The organism is Acidimicrobiia bacterium, assembly GCA_012959995.1.
Classification (GTDB): domain Bacteria; phylum Actinomycetota; class Acidimicrobiia; order Acidimicrobiales; family MedAcidi-G1; genus MedAcidi-G2B.
This window is the reverse complement of sequence record DUCC01000002.1, coordinates 17,179-33,265: the sequence shown is the minus strand read 5'-3', so window position 1 is coordinate 33,265 and position 16,087 is coordinate 17,179. Positions and strand designations below refer to the sequence as shown.

Below are 16,087 nucleotides of genomic sequence, written 5' to 3'. Positions count from 1 at the left end.
ATGGTTGTTGCCAACGGCCATTTAGTAATTCTGGGTACCACTGCTTCGGGGAAGTCTTCGTTAGCTTTTGCTTTGGCTCAACTGCGCCCAAACGTTGAGTTGGTTTCCATGGATTCCATGGCGCTTTATCGGCACATGAATATTGGCACCGCTACTCCAACAGCAGAGGAACAAGCGGCGGTGCCGCACCATTTGATCGATTTAGCGGCTCCCACAGAGGAGTTCACGGTGTCGCAATTTCAAAGGGCTGCCCAACAGGCCATTGCTGATATAGAAACACGGGGTAAGCGAGCAGTGTTGGTGGGCGGCACCGGCCTGCACGTTCGCTCAGTGGTCGACGACCTCGACATCCCGGGGCAGTTTCCTGAAACACGAGCCGAGTTAGAAACCGAAAGCGACATCGAGGTGTTGTATCAACGCTTGTTGACCCTTGACCCGCTGGCGGCCGGCCGTATGGAGCCCTCTAACCGGCGCCGGATATTGCGGGCCTTGGAGGTCACGGTGGGGGCTGGACGGCCTTTTTCTGCCTTTGGCCCCGGCATAGATGCTTACCCGCCGACCCCCTTTACCCAGGTTGGGCTGAGGCTTAGCCGAGAGTTAGTAGACCGGCGCATTGCCGAGCGCTATCAAAAGCAGCTCGATGAAGGTTTTCTCGACGAAGTGGCTGAGGTCATGGCTTTGGAGCCTTCTCGAACCGCTAAGCGAGCGTTGGGCTATGGCCAGCTTGCGGCACACCTTGATGGCCTCTGCACGCTCGAAGATGCGGTGGCCGAAGCGGTGCGTGATACCCGCCGCTTTGCTCGCCGTCAAGAACGCTGGTTTCGCCGCGACCCAAGAATCGAATGGCTTGATGTGCAAGAAAGTTCGCAAGAAGTGCTGGAAAAAGTGCTCTTGCGTTTTGACGAGTTGGCAAATCATTAATCAACCACCCCAGAGGCTCGCCCAGAGGCCAGACTGTTAACTATGCAGATCAGCCGCTACCACGGGTTAGGCAACGACTTCTTGATTGCCTTTGCCGAAACGATCCCCAGTCAGGCGCCCGCCTTGGCGCGCCGCTTTTGTGATCGCTCCAGCCCGTGGGGAGCCGACGGCCTGGTGTTCGGTACCCCCGGTACCCAAAACCAATACATGTTTTCGTTATTTAATGCCGATGGCGGTCGGGCCGAAGTAAGCGGAAACGGTTTGGCGTGCTTTGGTCATGCTTTGGCGAAAAAGCTTTCCGTTGATGACCTTTCTCTTGAAGTTGACACCACAGCCGGGCCGCGCTCCATAAAGGTAGATGGCGCCGCGAACCAAGATCAGGTAATGGCCACCGTGGGTATGGGTAAGCCTCAAAAGGGCCCGGATTTTGCGGGGTTAAACCTTGACCTCGCGGGCCTCGGTGGAGGCCGTATGGATTCCATAGATTTAGGCAATCCGCATTTGGTGATCGAAGTCGACAACATAGATTCGGTTGATCTTGCGCAGGTGGGCCCCGCCGTAGAGGCCTTCTTTATGCCCACCGGTTGCAACGTGCACATCGTGCAAGCCCAAGACGCTAACGCTCTGACCATGCGCCCCTGGGAGCGTGGTGTAGGGCTGACCGAGGCCTGTGGCACCGGGGCCACTGCCACTGCTTTGGTGGCGCACCGTTGGGGACTGGTGGGCGGCGAGGTAGCGGTGTCTATGCCTGGCGGGGTGGCCAACATCACTGTAGAAGGCGAACCGACCTACCGTTGCCGGTCTACTTTTGAAACAACTTTTGAGGTAACTGATGGGTGACCAGCCAGCAGAAGAAACCGAAGAACTTGATGAAGCGTTCGAAGGCGACCACCGGGGGGCGTTTGGCGAGTTCGGTGGCGAAAGCAGCGGTTTTATTGACCGGGCTTTTCGTGAGCGCATTGTGTTGGCTTCGGTAACTTTGCCGGGCGACAACATTGAAGAAGCCGAAGCGTCTTTAGATGAACTGGCTCGACTGGTTGACACGGCGGGGGCCGACCCGGTGGCTCGGGTACAGCAAAACCGTTTATCGCCCGACCGAGCAACCTATGTGGGCAGCGGTAAAGCCGAAGAGATTCGTCAAATATCTGAGTCTCTGGACGCCGACACCGTGGTTTTTGATAACGAGTTGTCTCCGGCTCAACAAGGTAATTTAGAAAAAATATTGAAACGCAGTGCCCTGGATCGCACAGCGGTCATCTTGGATATTTTTGCGCAGAACGCTTCGAGCCCGGAAGGTAAAGCGCAAGTCGAACTTGCTCAGTTGCGTTACCGGTTGCCGCGATTGCGTCGTTCGGGGCGTACTTTTTCTCAGCAAGCGGGCGGTATCGGCACCCGTGGCCCGGGTGAAACGCAACTCGAGGTAGACCGTCGACGGCTTATGCGTCGTATCACTAAATTGGAAGGCAACTTAAAACAGTTGCGCAAAAACCGGGCCACCCAATCGAAGTCTCGCAAACGAACCAGCAACCGTGCGGTGGCCATCGTGGGTTACACCAACGCCGGAAAATCCACCTTGTTGAATGCGCTCACCGATGCCGGGGTGTTGGTAGAGGACCGCTTGTTTGCCACCTTGGACGCCACCACCCGGCGTCTTGCCTTGGCCGGTGGCGAGGCCGTGTTTTTGACCGACACGGTGGGTTTTGTGCGCAAACTTCCCCATCAACTGGTGGAAGCCTTCACCTCAACGCTTGATGTGGTGATCGATGCGGACCTTTTGTTGCATCTCGTGGATGCCTCAGACCCCGACCCCTCCGGCAGCATTAACGCCGTGCGCACGGTGTTAAAAGAAATTGGTGCCGACACCGTGCCGGAAGTTTTCGTCTTTAATAAGGCTGACCTTGACCCAGTGGCTGCTCAACAGTTGAAGGCCCGCGAACCGGGTTCGGTGGTGTGTTCGGCCACCACCGGCGAAGGCCTTGAAGATCTCTTAGAAGTAGTGGGTTCGCACCTTCGGCGTTTGACCCGCACCGTTGATCTGTTGATCCCTTTTGACCGTGGAGACATCTTGGCTCAAGTGCATCGGGAAGGCGAGGTAGTCAACGAGACCAGTGGCAGCCAAGGTTGGCTAATACGGGCTCGTTTTGAAGAAGCTTCGGTAGGCCGATTAGAAGAGTTCATTGACCCAGAAGCCAAGACAAACTCATGAACCAGTCATCGGGATTTGTGCCGCCCCCCATGCCCTTTGATGGGCAGAGCGCTTTACGTCAACAGGCAGAACTGTTGCCCGGTGGGGCCGTAGATTTGTCTATCGGTACGCCGGTAGACCCCGTACCGGACCTCATCGCTGCGGTGCTGGCCGACCCAGACCCGGCCCGGCCTTACCCCACGTTGGCTGGCCGACGCATTATTGAAAACGCCATTGTCTCTTGGTTGGATAGCCGGCTAAATGTTTCCGTAACCCCAGCCGAAATAGGTACCTGCATCGGTACCAAAGAGTTAGTGGCGGGGTTGCCTCATCTGTTGAAACTCCGTGACCCTTCGCGGGACACTATTTTGTACCCCGAAGTGGCTTACCCTTCGTACGCCATGGGGGCAGCGCTAGCCGGGTGTCGTGCCGTGCCGGTGGCTATGGACGATCAGTGGCGGCTAGATGTTTCGAGCATTGACCCGCAAGATGCCCAACGGGCACTGGCTTTGTGGGTAAATACCCCGGGTAATCCGGCTGGCGGCCTTGACGATCTTGAAGAAGTTGCCGAATGGGGCCGCAGCAACGGGGTGCCGGTGTTTAGCGACGAGTGCTACGTGGAGTTCACTTGGAATGGCCCTGCTCGTTCAATTTTGCATTATGGCCATCAAGGGGTGGTGGCGGTGCATTCGTTATCTAAGCGCTCCAATTTGGCGGGTTTGCGTTTTGGGTTTTACGCCGGTGATCAAGACCTGGTGAGTTATTTGCGAGAGACCCGCCGTCACCAGGGGTTAATGGTTCCGGGCCCTGCTCAAGCGGCGGCCGTGGTGGCTTTGGGCGACCAAGACCACGTGGCGGTGCAGCATCAGCGTTATTTGAACCGTTTGAACTTGTTGATTGAGGTGTTGGGGCAGATGGGCGTGGAGGCTTGCTTGCCGGGGGGATCGTTTTATTTATGGGTGGCAGCCCCGCAAGGAGACGCCGCGGGGCTAATTAGCCGGTTGGCTCAAGAACTCGGAGTGGTCGCCACCTTGGGTGAAATCTACGGGGAGCGTGGAGCGGGCTATGTTCGCTTGGCTGCGGTGGCCACCGATGAGCGCTTAGCTTTGGTGGCCCAGCGGGCCTCGGCCTTAAGTTAAACAAATTGAACCCGTGGCGGCGGGGCCGGGGAGTAGTCTCTGCCCATGGCAGAACTCCAAGCACAAATAGAAGAACTCTGGGCTAATCGAGAAACGTTGGAGGCTCAGGACGCCGATGCCAATGCGATTATCCATGAGGCCGTGGGGTTGCTGGATTCCGGTGGCGCTCGGGTAGCCGAGCCAGGACCTGATGGGGTGGTGGTCAACCAGTGGCTCAAATACGCCATCTTGTTGTTGTTTAAACAGGCGCAGATGTCCACCATTGAGACGCCGCCTTTTGAGTACGCCGACAAAATTCCTCTTAAGTCTAATTTTGAGGCCCAGGGAGTACGAGTGGTTCCTGGGGCGCTGGCCCGTTGGGGCAGTTATTTGGCGCCGGGGGTCATCATGATGCCCAGCTTTGTCAACATTGGGGCGTGGGTGGGTGAAAACACTATGGTCGATACCTGGGCCACCGTAGGGTCGTGCGCTCAAATTGGCCGCAACGTGCACCTTTCTGGCGGGGTAGGTATCGGTGGGGTGTTAGAGCCCGCCAATGCAGTGCCGGTAGTTATTGGCGACGAGTGTTTAATTGGTAGCCGGTGCATTGTTGCCGAAGGCGCCCGAGTGGGCGAGGGTGTGGTGCTGGGTGCAGGGGCGGTGCTTACCGCTTCTATCCCGGTTATTGATGCCGAAACCGGCGAAGAAATTAGCCGGGGGGAAATCCCGCCGTGGTGTGTGGCGGTGCAGTCCACTCGGTCACGAGAGTTTTCTGGCGGCACCTTCGGTCTGCCTTGCGTGTTGGTCATTAAACGCCTCACCGAGGGGGAGCGCCACAACAAGTCGGCTCTTAACGATGTGCTGCGTAGCCATGGCGTGAGCACCTGAGCAGATGGCTGATCTTTTAGCGCTTACCGCGCAGCTGGTGGACATCCCTTCGGTTAGTTTCGACGAAGAGGCTTTGGTGGCTTTTTTGGAAGCTGAGCTTCGTGCCATTGACGGTCTTACCGTTGACCGGGTGGGGGACAACTTGGTGGCCCGCACCACGTTGGGGCACCAGCATCGTTTGATTTTGGCCGGCCACACCGACACCGTGCCGGGCCAGCAGGGGTCGCGCCGAGAGGGCGACACTTTGTGGGGTTTGGGAAGCACCGATATGAAAAGCGGGTTGGCGGTCATGTTGGAACTGGCCCGCACCTTGACCGAACCAACGGTAGATGTCACCTACGTGTTTTATGCCTGCGAAGAAGTGGCCAGCGAACACAACGGTTTGCGTCAACTTTTCTCGGAGGCCCCCGAGTTGTTGGCGGGCGATGTAGCGATCTTGGGCGAACCCACCGACGGAATTATTGAGGCGGGCTGCCAGGGCACCATGCGTCTTGAAGTAACGCTGGCTGGCGTGCGGTCGCATTCTGCTCGCCCGTGGATGGGGCGTAATGCTATTCATCGGGCCGGGCCGTTGTTGGACGCAGTGGCCGGTTATCAGCACCGGGAACCTGTAGTGGATGGCTGCACTTATCGAGAGGCTTTGCAGGTGGTAAATATTTCGGGTGGGGTGGCCGGCAACGTGGTGCCCGATGCGGTGACTTTGTTGATTAATCATCGCTATGCCCCTGACCGAACGGGCGAACAAGCCGAAGCGCATGTGCATTCGGTGCTGGCCCCGTTTTTAGAAGACGGTGACCAGGTGAGGTTGGTGGATCATTCGCCGGCCGCCGCCCCCGGGTTAAATCATCCTTTGCTCAGTACGTTGATTGATCGCAACGATTTGCCCGTTGAAGCCAAATTGGGGTGGACTGATGTGGCTTTTTTTTCTGGCCACGGGGTGCCGGCGGTTAATTTTGGCCCGGGGGATGCCACGCTGGCTCACACCGCAGATGAGCGGGTGGAGCGAGCACCGTTAGAAGCGACCTTTGCCGCTTTGGTGGATCTGCTTACTCAAGGGGTTTAAACCTTGCGCATGACCGTAACGACTCGGCCAAAGATGTTTACTTGGTGAGCGGGGTACCGCATTTCTTCAAAGGCTGGGTTTGACGGAATAAGCACCACCTGGTCGCCTTCTAAACGAAAATGTTTGATGGTGGATTCATCGCCGGGAATACCGGCCACCACCAGGTCGCCGTTGTTGGCGGTTTTTTGGACGTTGACCACCACGAAGTCGCCGTCGAATATCCCGGCTTCGATCATGGATTCTCCGCGTACTCGCAGCATAAAGAGTTCGCCGTCGCCGGTGAACTCTGAGGGGAGGGCGATGGATTCTTCGATATTTTCGTGGGCCAGCACGTCGGTGCCGGCCGCCACGTCACCCACTAGGGGCACATGTTGCACGGTGCCTTCGGCCATGGGGGCACCGCTGTAGGGGTCGCGGCAAACTTTTAAAGCTCGTGGCCGGCTGGGGTCACGTTGTAAATAACTTTTCTCTTGCAGCGTAGAAAGATGGGCATGGACCGTTGAGGGGGAGGTCAAACCCACGGCGGCACCAATTTCACGTACGGTCGGCGGGAAGCCTTTTTGGCGTGTTTGGGAGTCAATGAACTCCAAAATCTGTTTTTGACGGTCTGTTAGGTCTGTATTCATAGGGTTTTTCCTTTAGGGGTTGACAACGAACATATGTTCGGTAAGGTATAGCCTATGACCGAACGCCTGTTCTCCGCACATATGTTCGCCGAACAAGCGTTCCATGTCAAGGACCCTCTTGAAAAAAAGGCCTTTTTGGCTTTGGGGTCCTCGCGAGAATGTCACACCCCTCTGAAAGGATGTACGCCATGACCGCTATTACTCACCTTCCTTCTTCCCCGCTGGTGGCCTCTGGGCTGTCTCTTTCTCCCGAGGTGTATCGCCGCCGCCGGTTGATGGTTTCTGTCTTATTGGCCGTCACGGTGTTTGCCGTGTCAATGATGGGCGGCGAGCTGTTGGGTCGAGTAACCGGTGTCCCTGGGTCAACGCCCGCCGGTGCTGCTGCGGAACCAGTGGTTTATGTGGTGCAACCGGGGGACACGCTGTGGGCGATCGCTGAACGAATTTCTCCTCCCGGGCGAGACATCCGTTTTATGGTAGATCACCTTGAAGCAGTTAACGGGGGTTCTTTGTTGCTCCCGGGGCAGCGCTTGGTGCTTCCTTCCGGCTGGTAAGAAAGGGTTCGTTTGTTTGCTGAACGCTCAGGCCGAAAGGTAACGACAGAACAGCAAACCGGCTTCGGTGGTCAATCCCGCCAGTTCAAACTCTTCCAAGCTTTCCAGTATCGGCCCGTTGATAAGGCCCGGCCCCTCGCCGCCAACCAGCAACGGGGCCACGGTCAAGCAAAGTTCATCAACCAACCCAGCGGCCACCAACTGATGGTTAAGCGAGGGTCCTCCTTCGCTCAAAACAATGCCGGCCCCTCGTTGGTGCAAGTCTTCCATGACCAAATCTGGGTCAACCCGTGGGCCAGCCAAAGCCACTACCTCTGCCCGCCCAACAAAAGATTCACCCAGAGCGGCCGCCCCATGGCTCGTGGTAAAAATAAGCGGCAACGGGTCTTCAGGTGGGTGGTCGGCAAAAAGCGCGGCCTGCGAGTCCAGGTCGCCACGGCCGGTCACCACGGCCAAACGGGCTCGGGGCGCTTGATGGCGGGCTACTCGCCGTTGGGCTGCTTCGGGGTGCGGGGTGCGAGGTGGTCGGTACCCCTCGGCACGCACCGTGCCGGCGCCCACCAAAATGATGTCGGCCAGCGAGCGCAAGATGCCCAAAACTTTTTGATCCGCAGGGTTCCCCAAACCACCCGAGGTGCCGCGCACACTAATTGCCCCATCCAAAGAAGAAATCATGTTGGCCATTACCCAGGGCCGGTTATTGGGGGTTGGGCGGGGTTGGTCGTAGACGTCAAGCGGGTTTTGGTCTTCGCCGGGCGGAAGGAGCTGTCGCATGCCTAAACCGTATCTTGTTAAGGCTGTGGAGAACTTCTCCGATTTCCACAAGATTTACCTCTTTCAATCCACAGGGGAAGTTCCGTACTGTAGGGGTAGCGATCAGCGACGGGAGATTCCGGCATGACGCATCGGCGGGTTCTTCGAACCGAGCTGATGTTAAGGCTCGGATGGGGGCCCTTAAAGGAGCCTTAAGAACAGTCTTTGACCTGGGTCTCCCGTCGCCGACCGCATCTTTTTTGGTATGGCCGACAAGTAGGGGTATTGGCTCTAAGGTGAAGATCCCCTCTGGTCGCGGCGAGCAACAGAGAAATAACAATAAAACTTTTTGAAAGAATAGGAACACTATGACAGTAGGAACAGACCGAGGAGTGTTGGGCTTCAAGCGGCATTTCACCTCACCCGATACCCACCCCTACGATTCCATCGAATGGGACACCCGAGACGCACGGCTTGTCGATCACCGTGATGGTTCGGTGGCCTTTGAACAACTCGGTATTGAAGTGCCTTCTGATTGGTCGGTAAACGCCACCAATATTTTGGTTCAGAAATATTTTCGGGGCACGGTAGGCACCGAAGAAAGAGAATCTTCGCTTCGCCAGGTAGCCGATCGGGTGGTTGACACCATCACCGCATGGGGGTTCAAAGACGGTTATTTCGAAGATCAAGAAGAAGCAACTGTTTTCTCTGAGGAACTCAAGTACCTCATCATCAACCAGCGGGCGGCTTTCAACTCGCCGGTCTGGTTCAACATCGGGGTAGCAGGCGTTCCTCAGCAAGCTTCGGCTTGTTTCATTTTGTCGGTTGATGACCAAATGAGTTCCATCTTGAACTGGTATGTCGAAGAAGGAACCATCTTTAAAGGTGGCTCCGGTGCGGGGGTAAACCTCAGCCGTATTCGTTCCTCACGAGAGATTCTTAAAGGTGGAGGAGAAGCCAGCGGTCCGGTCAGCTTTATGCGGGGTGCCGATGCCTCGGCTGGCACCATCAAAAGCGGAGGTAAAACCCGTCGGGCCGCCAAAATGGTTATTTTGGATGCCGAACACCCTGACATTGAAGAGTTCATTTGGTGCAAAGCCAAAGAAGAACACAAGATCAAAGCCTTGGAGGCCGCAGGCTTTGACATGAGCCTGAACGGCAAAGACATTCACTCGGCCCAGTTTCAAAACGCCAACAACTCCGTGCGGGTAACCGATGCTTTCATGGAAGCCGTAGAAGCCGACGGCGACTGGGACCTCACCGCTCGCACCGACGGCTCGGTAATCGAAACCGTTAAAGCCCGCCAGCTCTTTCGCCAAATGTCTGAAGCCGCTTGGGAATGCGCCGACCCTGGTTTGCAATTCGATACCGCCATTAACCATTGGCACACCGCTTCTAACACCGGCCCCATTACGGCCAGCAACCCATGCAGCGAATATGTTCATTTAGATAACTCGGCGTGCAATTTGGCCAGCCTGAACCTCATGACTTTTCTCGACGATTCTGACCTCGAAGCCGGCATCGAAGCATTTGACATTGAGGGCTTTCGCCACGCCATAGAACTGGTGTTCACCGCTCAAGACATTTTGGTTTCTAACGCTGACTACCCGACCGAAGCCATTGGCGAAACCACCCGAGACTTCCGCCAGTTGGGCATGGGTTACGCCAACCTTGGCGCTTTGCTTATGGCTTTGGGCTTGCCTTATGACAGCGACGAAGGCCGTGCAGTAGCGGCTTCGCTGACCTCGCTTATGACCGGCCACGCTTACCGTACTTCGGCTCGCATCGCCGACCGTTTAGAACCATTTGCAGGTTTTGAAACCAACCGAGAGCCCACGTTGAAGGTTCTTGATCAGCATCGTGAAGCCGCCGAGTTGCTTGACGACGGGGTTGCTGAAGATTTGGTTGCGGCCGGTCGAGAAGACTGGTTCGAGGCCTGCGCTTTGGCGCAACGAGTGGGAGTACGAAACAGCCAGGCCACGGTGCTGGCCCCCACCGGCACTATCGGTTTGCTCATGGATTGCGACACCACCGGAATCGAACCAGATTTTAGTTTGGTCAAAATGAAGCGCTTGGTAGGCGGCGGAACCATGTCCATCATCAACCAAACAATTCCGCGAGCTCTTACCCACTTGGGGTACGACGAAGATCAGGTAAAAGCCATCACGGCGTTTGTCGATGAAAACCAAACGGTGACCGGTTGCCCGGAACTCTCCGCAGACCACCAAGCAGTGTTCGCTACCTCAATGGGCGACAACTTCATTCACCACCTGGGTCATGTACGCATGATGGGAGCGGTGCAGCCGTTTTTGTCGGGCGCTATTTCTAAAACCTGCAACATGCCCGAAGGAGTAACCGTTGACGAAGTAGAAGAGCTCTACCTTGAGTCATGGAAACTCGGGCTAAAAGCAGTAGCTATTTATCGTGATAACTGCAAGCTGGGCCAGCCGCTTTCTACCGGTAAAGATGCATCAACCCCAGCCACGGTGGCCGAAAACCTTGCCGCTGCACTGGCTGAACCGGTCCGGCGCAAACTGCCTCGTACTCGGGTTTCTCGTACCTTCGAGTTTCGGGTAGCGGATTGCAAAGGGTGGGCCACCATTGGTGAGTACGAAGATGGCCGACCGGGCGAGATTTTTCTCCGTGTCTCTAAACAGGGCTCCACCATGGCCGGCATCATGGATGCTTTTGCCATCTCATTGAGTCACGGCTTGCAATACGGCGTGCCGTTGCGGGCCTATGTTGAGGCCTTTACCGGTATGCGTTTTGAACCGGCGGGGATGACCGACGACCCAGATTTGCGTATCGCTTCAAGCATCATTGATTATCTTTTCCGCCGTTTGGCCGTGGAGTACCTCAGCGCTGAAGAACGTGCCGAACTCAACATTTTGACGGTTGGTGAACGTACCCAGCAAACCTTGCCGGGAGTGATGGAATCCGCCACGGCCACCCTCCAAGGCTCTGAAGTACCGGCCGACCCGCCAAGCGTGCCCTCGGCTTCGCAGTTGGCGGCCGAAATGAGCATGCGTCCCTCGCAAGATGCCCCCATGTGCATGCAATGCGGGGTAGCGATGCAACGCGCTGGGTCGTGCTACGTGTGTATCGATTGTGGCTCCACCAGTGGGTGCTCTTAATGGCTGTTCTGCGGTTTTCTTTTGGAACCATGGGGTCTGGTAAGTCCACTCTGGCTTTGCAAATCCACCACAATTTGGCTTCTCGGGGGCTTCAAGGCTTGCTGTGCAGTCAGTTGGATCGAGCGGACGGAAAAGTGTCAAGTGCCCTTGGGGTTTCGGCCGATGCGGTAGAGGTGGGGCCGCTGCTCAACCTTTTTGAACTCGCGGTAGCCATGAGCGACCGTGCTGCCGGTTTGGACTATGTGATCTGCGACGAAGCGCAGTTTTACCGGCCGGAACAAATTGAGCAATTGGCCCGCGTGGTTGATGAACTCAATACAGATGTGTACGCCTTCGGTTTGTTGACTTCTTTTCAAGGGGTGCTTTTTGAAGGAACCCAGCGTTTGCTTGAATTGGCTGATGAATCGGTAGAGGTACAAGTTGAGGCCCGTTGCTGGTGCGGGACCCGCGCTACCCATAACGCTCGATTGGTAGATGGGGTGCAGGTTTACGATGGCACGTTGATGGTGGTCGACAAACCCGATAATCAGCAAGTGACGTATGAGTTGCGGTGTCGACGCCACTGGTTAGCCGGTGATAGCGGCTCCCAAAGCACCCGAGTGGTGACTGCGCATGTCAAGGTCATTGTCAATTAGCAAGCAAAGCGTTTTTGCTTGAGGGCGTTGTCTTTACCCCTTGGCTAATGATTGCACGGTTGCCCAAACCGTGTCCTCTAACGAAACATCGGCGGGGGCTACTCGGTTTGCGCCCGGCAAACGGGCTCCCTCTTGGTCGGTAATTGATTGGGCCAATGCGCTGAGTTGCTGAGCAAAGTTTTCGTGAAAACCGGCAGGGTCGATAATAATATAAAATTGCCCAAGATTATGAGGCAACCCTTCAGGGGTTTTTAGTGGAGGGACGTCGGTGCTGAGCCGAGAGCCGGTTAAAGCGCTGGCTAAAACCTCAACCATTAAACCAATGCCGTAACCCTTGTAGTGGCCGGCAGAGACGAGCGACCCGGCCAATGCTTCTTGGGGGTCGGTGGTTGGTTTTCCTTGGGCATCAAGGGCCCAGCCCAAAGGGATGTCTTCTCCAGCGGCTGCCGCCATGGTTATTTTTCCTAAGGCCACGGCGCTGGTGCTGAAATCAAATTGAAAAGCCACCCCGCCGGACCCATCAGGTGCCGCCATGGCAATGGGGTTAGTGCCTAACACAGGAACCGAACCCCCGGGGGGTGCTACTCGGGCCGACGCATTGGTGGCCCCGATAGCCAAGAACCCTTGCTGGGCAAGTTGTTCAGTGAAGTAACCCAGCGATGTACAGGTGTGGGTGTGTTCCACCGAAAAACCGCAAATACCATTTTGTTTGGCGGCTTTTATGGCAGTGGGCAGGCCAGCGGCGAAAGCTGCTTGGGCAAAACCAAGACGCCCGTCTACTCTTACTGCTCCTGGCCGGTCATGAGAAACTAAAGGAGTGACCGTGCCGTCGACTCTTCCGCTGCGGAGTTGCTGACAGTAACTCTCAACGTAGTAAAGGCCACAAATACGGTTGCCGTTTCCTTCGGCCACCCGCACCGCACGAGCCACTTGAGCAGCTACTTGGTTGCTGGCGCCGTGGGCCAGCAACGCTTGTTGGGTGGTTTGTTCTATCTCGTTAAGCGAAACGGTCAACATGGTTAAGCCTCCACCGGTTGGTTGGCGTCGAGGGTTGCTTCTGCGGTAAGAAAAGATCGAGCGATCTCCGTTAATGAAACCCAAGTTTTTTTATCTAAAGAAACCCCTTGGGCTAACGCCTGTTGCATCACGTTTGGGGTGGCGGAAGGGGTGGAGCCAGCCACTAACTCAAGGCCCGGGACTAAGTCGGTGCCGGTTGCTGCGGCATTCTGGTTTTCCCAAATAAACCCTTGGTTTCCTCGTTCGTTGAGGAGTCGGGCCAGCAAAGCAAAGAGGATTGGGTTGGCCCAAGAGAATTGGTAGCGGTTCGCCACCTGAAGTTCTTGCGCTGTTTTTAGGGTGGATACAAAAACTTCCGGGCCCTGGGCGGCCAGTTGAAGAAAAGCTTTTACCCCGTTTCCGTGGTGGACCTGGCAGTAAGTGATGTCTTGAGCGAGGCTGCTGGCCAAACTGGCTTCGCACGACAACACTTGGCTGGCTTGAGCAACCACGTCAACGATTTCACGAGGGGCCACCAGCACTAGGTCTGTGGTCATGCCATGACCTCTGCAAATATTCGCATCCAGTTGCCGCCTAACACGGCGTGGCGTTCCGCCGGTAAAAACCCGGCGTCTTCAAGGCCTACCCCGAGCGATCCAAAGTCTTCGGGTCCTTGAAACCAGTCGGGCCATGGAGGAAAAGCCGGTACGGCATCAGGGTTTTCTGGGCGGTCCCAGCGACCGTTGCGCATCCAGCCCAAAGCATTGGGTTCCCACCCCACTACGGCGTCGCTCCCAATAGCCACGTGGTCGATGCCGATGAGTTCAACAAGGTCGGCCATCATTTGCCCCCATGTTTGGCGAGGCACATCGGCTCCGCCCAAGAAAAGCGGGTAGAGGGTGCAGCCAATAACCCCGTGATGCTCAGCGAGGACTTTTAACAAGTCGTCTGGCTTGTTGCGTGGGGAGTCGCAAAAACTAAACGGGTTTCCGTGAGTTACGGCCACTGGTTTAGACGAAGCGGTAATGGCCTCAAGGCCGGTGCGGTTTCCTACGTGGGAGAGGTCAATGAGCACCCCAGCCTGGTTAAGAGCAGTAACCATGCGTTGGCCTACCCGGGTGAGGCCGCCGTCTTCAGGTTCCCAACAACTTGACCCTAAATGGTTGGCCACGTTGTAGGTGAGTTGTACTACTCGGATGCCGACGTCCGCAAAAATGCCGGCCATTTCGGGGTCGTCGCCCAACATGGAACTATTTTGAAAACCTAAAAGGATGCCCAGCACGTTGTCTGCTTTGGCGGTTTGCATTTCTTCGATGCTGCCCACGATGCGCACTAGGTCAGCGTTTTGCCGAGCAAAATGACGCCAATCAGCGATGCGGGTCATCGCTCCGGCGGTGTCTTCCCAAACGCCGCAGGTGGCGTGCACAATGTTTATGCCCCCCGAGCGGACTTGTTCAACAACCGAACGGTCCCAATTGTTTATTTCTAAGCCGTCAATGATCATTGGTTTCTCCTGAGGGGCAAGGGGGCCAGACCCATTGGTCGGTTAGCCCGGTTGAAAGGTCGGTGAGGCGTGGAGCCCCCTGGAACAAGGTAACGCGCAGCCAGTCGGTGGACTGTGGGGTGAAGTTGTCCATGCCGTACATAGCGAGTTGAAAGCGTTGCAGGTTTAACGGCAAATGGTCTTGAGCGCAAACGTTGTCGCGGGCTTCGCCGTAAGGGCCGAGGTCGTCGACCAATCGGTCAATGGCTAGCCCATGGTGAGGAAATTCTTGGCGAAAGGTGTCGAGGGCCAGCGCCGGGTCGGCCGTCGTAAGGTCTTGTTCTAATCGGTGTAAACGCAGGAGAAGGTCAATGGGTACTTCACGGTGTTCGGGGTCTACGAAGCGACGGTTGGCTCGTCGTGGTTCGGCGGTGTTGTCAGAAACCGCCCACCAATAATGGTCGGCATGAGCGTTTTTGACCCCGGTTTCTTCTAGCCAAGAATATTTTTGCTCAAGAAGGGCGCAAGCTTCGCCGACGGTAAGGGCCGTGGGCGGTGGGGAAGATTCTTCGGTGAGTAGCAATTGGTCGATGAGTTCGTCGGGGGTTTGGTCGAGTTCTAAAAGCAAAGACACGACGAGTTCGGTGGCTTCTGGGGGTTGTTGTTCGGCCCAGCGGTAAAGAGCGTCGTAGGGGAGTGGTTCAGCTTTTAGTTCTTCCCATACGCCGGCAACCTCTTGAACTCTTTGGGCGAGCCAACCTGGGCCGCGCCAAGGGTGGCGGTCTTCGCCGCCTAGCGAAGAAAAATGCTGCGCAGCCCGGTTGAAACATTTTTCTAGGGTCAAGTTGTCTGGTGACGACCCCGTTTTGCTGCGGACTTTGGCCAGCGCTAATTCACGCACTCCGACCCAAGCGTTCATGATTTTGGGGTGGCGGACTGCCCAAGGAACTAGCCCTAAACCGGTGGCGTTGCCTACCCCAAAGAAGCAGCGCCACTGTGAGTCAAAGGCCACCGCGGTTTCTGGGCTTTTGACTTGAGCGCAGTGTTCAACGGTGTCATACCCGACCTCGCGAAATAGCCAGGCGGCGAGAAACTGCGCTCGATAGGGGGCAGCAAGCGGGTGGTTTTTTTCGAAACTCAAAAACGACCGTAAGCCAAATTTGCCGTTTCCATAAAACGCCGTGCTACGCAGCAGGTATCCAGCGTCTGCCGCTTGGTCAACTGGTGGCTGACGACCGGCGGCGAGGTGTCCAACGATTAGATCGTAAAAGCGCACGCTGCGGTTACCGCGAGCCAACACCAGTACCCGTGGGTCGAATCGGCCGTCTTCTTGAGCAGGAACCTCGGTGGACAGCAATGTAAAAAGGTCGTCGGTAAGCGGCCCTTCAATAAGCGCTGCAGAAATCTCCCAAGCATCAGCGATTACCCGGTCGGTGTGTTGGGATTCGTCCAAGGTGGTGGTGAAGGCCACGAAATGAAAAAGGTACCCTTCGGCTTCTATGCGATAAACGAGATGACCGCGGCCTTGCTGGTCAAGGTCGCTCGTTATCTGTTCACCTTGCCAATGGTGGTCTTGGGCTCGTCGCAGCATTGAGCGGCTAAAACTCAGTCGGGTTTGCCGAGTAGCCCCTAACCATTGGGGGGACGCTACTTGTTTCGCAGGGCGTAAATCACCAGCTGTTTGCTGCAATAACTCGTTGAGAAGCGGGGTGGCGGTCACGGTCAGAATCT

At 56.3% G+C, this 16,087-nt stretch carries 15 protein-coding genes; 9 read left to right on the top strand and 6 right to left on the bottom strand.

The window, feature by feature from the left end; genetic code table 11:
- The 6 genes from miaA to EYQ49_00195 are packed head-to-tail and all read left to right on the top strand — an operon-like array spanning position 1 to position 6,175.
- Positions 1 to 921: a tRNA (adenosine(37)-N6)-dimethylallyltransferase MiaA gene (gene miaA, locus EYQ49_00220; GenBank protein ID HIG24302.1), complete on the top strand. Its 921-nt coding sequence runs from the start codon at positions 1 to 3 to the stop codon at positions 919 to 921.
- Between the two features lie 42 nt (positions 922 to 963).
- A complete protein-coding gene (gene dapF / locus EYQ49_00215) occupies positions 964 to 1,761 on the top strand; it encodes a diaminopimelate epimerase (protein ID HIG24301.1) in 798 nt (265 codons plus the stop codon).
- On the top strand, positions 1,754 to 3,127 hold the full coding sequence (gene hflX / locus EYQ49_00210; GenBank protein HIG24300.1) for a GTPase HflX: 1,374 nt from the start codon (positions 1,754 to 1,756) through the stop codon (positions 3,125 to 3,127). The genes dapF and hflX overlap by 8 nt, the downstream gene beginning before the upstream one ends.
- Complete coding sequence (locus EYQ49_00205; protein ID HIG24299.1) at positions 3,124 to 4,245, top strand: aminotransferase class I/II-fold pyridoxal phosphate-dependent enzyme; 1,122 nt, start codon at positions 3,124 to 3,126, stop codon at positions 4,243 to 4,245. Before hflX ends, EYQ49_00205 begins: the two co-directional genes overlap by 4 nt.
- Before the next feature lie 45 nt (positions 4,246 to 4,290).
- On the top strand, positions 4,291 to 5,112 hold the full coding sequence (locus EYQ49_00200) for a 2,3,4,5-tetrahydropyridine-2,6-dicarboxylate N-succinyltransferase (GenBank protein HIG24298.1): 822 nt from the start codon (positions 4,291 to 4,293) through the stop codon (positions 5,110 to 5,112).
- 4 nt (positions 5,113 to 5,116) lie between these two features.
- Positions 5,117 to 6,175 carry a succinyl-diaminopimelate desuccinylase gene (locus EYQ49_00195; protein ID HIG24297.1) on the top strand — a complete coding sequence of 353 codons (1,059 nt, stop codon included), beginning with the start codon at positions 5,117 to 5,119 and terminating at the stop codon, positions 6,173 to 6,175.
- On the opposite strand, the gene lexA is transcribed toward EYQ49_00195, so the two are convergent.
- Positions 6,172 to 6,801, bottom strand: coding sequence for a transcriptional repressor LexA (gene lexA / locus EYQ49_00190; protein HIG24296.1), 630 nt, complete (start codon positions 6,799 to 6,801; stop codon positions 6,172 to 6,174). The two genes, EYQ49_00195 and lexA, sit on opposite strands and share 4 nt — an antisense overlap.
- Before the next feature lie 158 nt (positions 6,802 to 6,959).
- Here lexA and EYQ49_00185 point away from each other — a divergent pair, with 158 nt between their 5' ends.
- Entirely contained in the window at positions 6,960 to 7,355 is a 396-nt protein-coding gene (locus tag EYQ49_00185) for a LysM peptidoglycan-binding domain-containing protein (GenBank protein HIG24295.1), read from the top strand.
- 27 nt (positions 7,356 to 7,382) lie between these two features.
- Here the strand turns inward: EYQ49_00185 and EYQ49_00180 are convergent, their stop codons facing one another.
- The gene (locus tag EYQ49_00180; GenBank protein HIG24294.1) at positions 7,383 to 8,129 is read right to left on the bottom strand and encodes a pyrimidine reductase family protein; all 747 of its coding nucleotides are present in this window, start codon (positions 8,127 to 8,129) and stop codon (positions 7,383 to 7,385) included.
- Between the two features lie 347 nt (positions 8,130 to 8,476).
- On the opposite strand from EYQ49_00180, the gene EYQ49_00175 reads away from it, so the two are divergent.
- Together EYQ49_00175 and EYQ49_00170 are read left to right on the top strand one after the other, a co-directional pair.
- Positions 8,477 to 11,242, top strand: coding sequence for a vitamin B12-dependent ribonucleotide reductase (locus tag EYQ49_00175; GenBank protein HIG24293.1), 2,766 nt, complete (start codon positions 8,477 to 8,479; stop codon positions 11,240 to 11,242).
- Complete coding sequence (locus EYQ49_00170) at positions 11,242 to 11,877, top strand: thymidine kinase (GenBank protein ID HIG24292.1); 636 nt, start codon at positions 11,242 to 11,244, stop codon at positions 11,875 to 11,877. The genes EYQ49_00175 and EYQ49_00170 overlap by 1 nt, the downstream gene beginning before the upstream one ends.
- Positions 11,878 to 11,910: 33 nt before the next feature.
- Here the strand turns inward: EYQ49_00170 and EYQ49_00165 are convergent, their stop codons facing one another.
- Genes EYQ49_00165 through EYQ49_00150 form a run of 4 tightly spaced genes read right to left on the bottom strand, consistent with a single transcriptional unit; the run spans position 11,911 to position 16,076 of the window.
- Positions 11,911 to 12,894 (bottom strand): Ldh family oxidoreductase, encoded by a 984-nt coding sequence (locus EYQ49_00165; protein ID HIG24291.1) that lies wholly within the window; start codon positions 12,892 to 12,894, stop codon positions 11,911 to 11,913.
- Positions 12,895 to 12,896: 2 nt separating this feature from the next.
- Positions 12,897 to 13,430: a hypothetical protein gene (locus EYQ49_00160; protein ID HIG24290.1), complete on the bottom strand. Its 534-nt coding sequence runs from the start codon at positions 13,428 to 13,430 to the stop codon at positions 12,897 to 12,899.
- Positions 13,427 to 14,377, bottom strand: coding sequence for a membrane dipeptidase (locus tag EYQ49_00155; protein HIG24289.1), 951 nt, complete (start codon positions 14,375 to 14,377; stop codon positions 13,427 to 13,429). Before EYQ49_00155 ends, EYQ49_00160 begins: the two co-directional genes overlap by 4 nt.
- Positions 14,367 to 16,076 (bottom strand): hypothetical protein, encoded by a 1,710-nt coding sequence (locus EYQ49_00150; GenBank protein HIG24288.1) that lies wholly within the window; start codon positions 16,074 to 16,076, stop codon positions 14,367 to 14,369. The genes EYQ49_00155 and EYQ49_00150 overlap by 11 nt, the downstream gene beginning before the upstream one ends.
- Positions 16,077 to 16,087: the final 11 nt, after the last annotated feature.

Bases quoted from the DNA above. Each gene is read 5' to 3' on its own strand.
- EYQ49_00205 (HIG24299.1), top strand. From the start codon at position 3,124: ATGAACCAGTCATCGGGATTTGTGCCGCCCCCCATGCCCTTTGATGGG.
- lexA (HIG24296.1), bottom strand. From the start codon at position 6,801: ATGAATACAGACCTAACAGACCGTCAAAAACAGATTTTGGAGTTCATT.
- EYQ49_00195 (HIG24297.1), top strand. From the start codon at position 5,117: ATGGCTGATCTTTTAGCGCTTACCGCGCAGCTGGTGGACATCCCTTCG.
- miaA (HIG24302.1), top strand. From the start codon at position 1: ATGGTTGTTGCCAACGGCCATTTAGTAATTCTGGGTACCACTGCTTCG.
- EYQ49_00165 (HIG24291.1), bottom strand. From the start codon at position 12,894: ATGTTGACCGTTTCGCTTAACGAGATAGAACAAACCACCCAACAAGCG.
- EYQ49_00185 (HIG24295.1), top strand. From the start codon at position 6,960: ATGTCACACCCCTCTGAAAGGATGTACGCCATGACCGCTATTACTCAC.
- hflX (HIG24300.1), top strand. From the start codon at position 1,754: ATGGGTGACCAGCCAGCAGAAGAAACCGAAGAACTTGATGAAGCGTTC.
- EYQ49_00170 (HIG24292.1), top strand. From the start codon at position 11,242: ATGGCTGTTCTGCGGTTTTCTTTTGGAACCATGGGGTCTGGTAAGTCC.
- dapF (HIG24301.1), top strand. From the start codon at position 964: ATGCAGATCAGCCGCTACCACGGGTTAGGCAACGACTTCTTGATTGCC.
- EYQ49_00180 (HIG24294.1), bottom strand. From the start codon at position 8,129: ATGCGACAGCTCCTTCCGCCCGGCGAAGACCAAAACCCGCTTGACGTC.
- EYQ49_00175 (HIG24293.1), top strand. From the start codon at position 8,477: ATGACAGTAGGAACAGACCGAGGAGTGTTGGGCTTCAAGCGGCATTTC.
- EYQ49_00155 (HIG24289.1), bottom strand. From the start codon at position 14,377: ATGATCATTGACGGCTTAGAAATAAACAATTGGGACCGTTCGGTTGTT.
- EYQ49_00200 (HIG24298.1), top strand. From the start codon at position 4,291: ATGGCAGAACTCCAAGCACAAATAGAAGAACTCTGGGCTAATCGAGAA.
- EYQ49_00160 (HIG24290.1), bottom strand. From the start codon at position 13,430: ATGACCACAGACCTAGTGCTGGTGGCCCCTCGTGAAATCGTTGACGTG.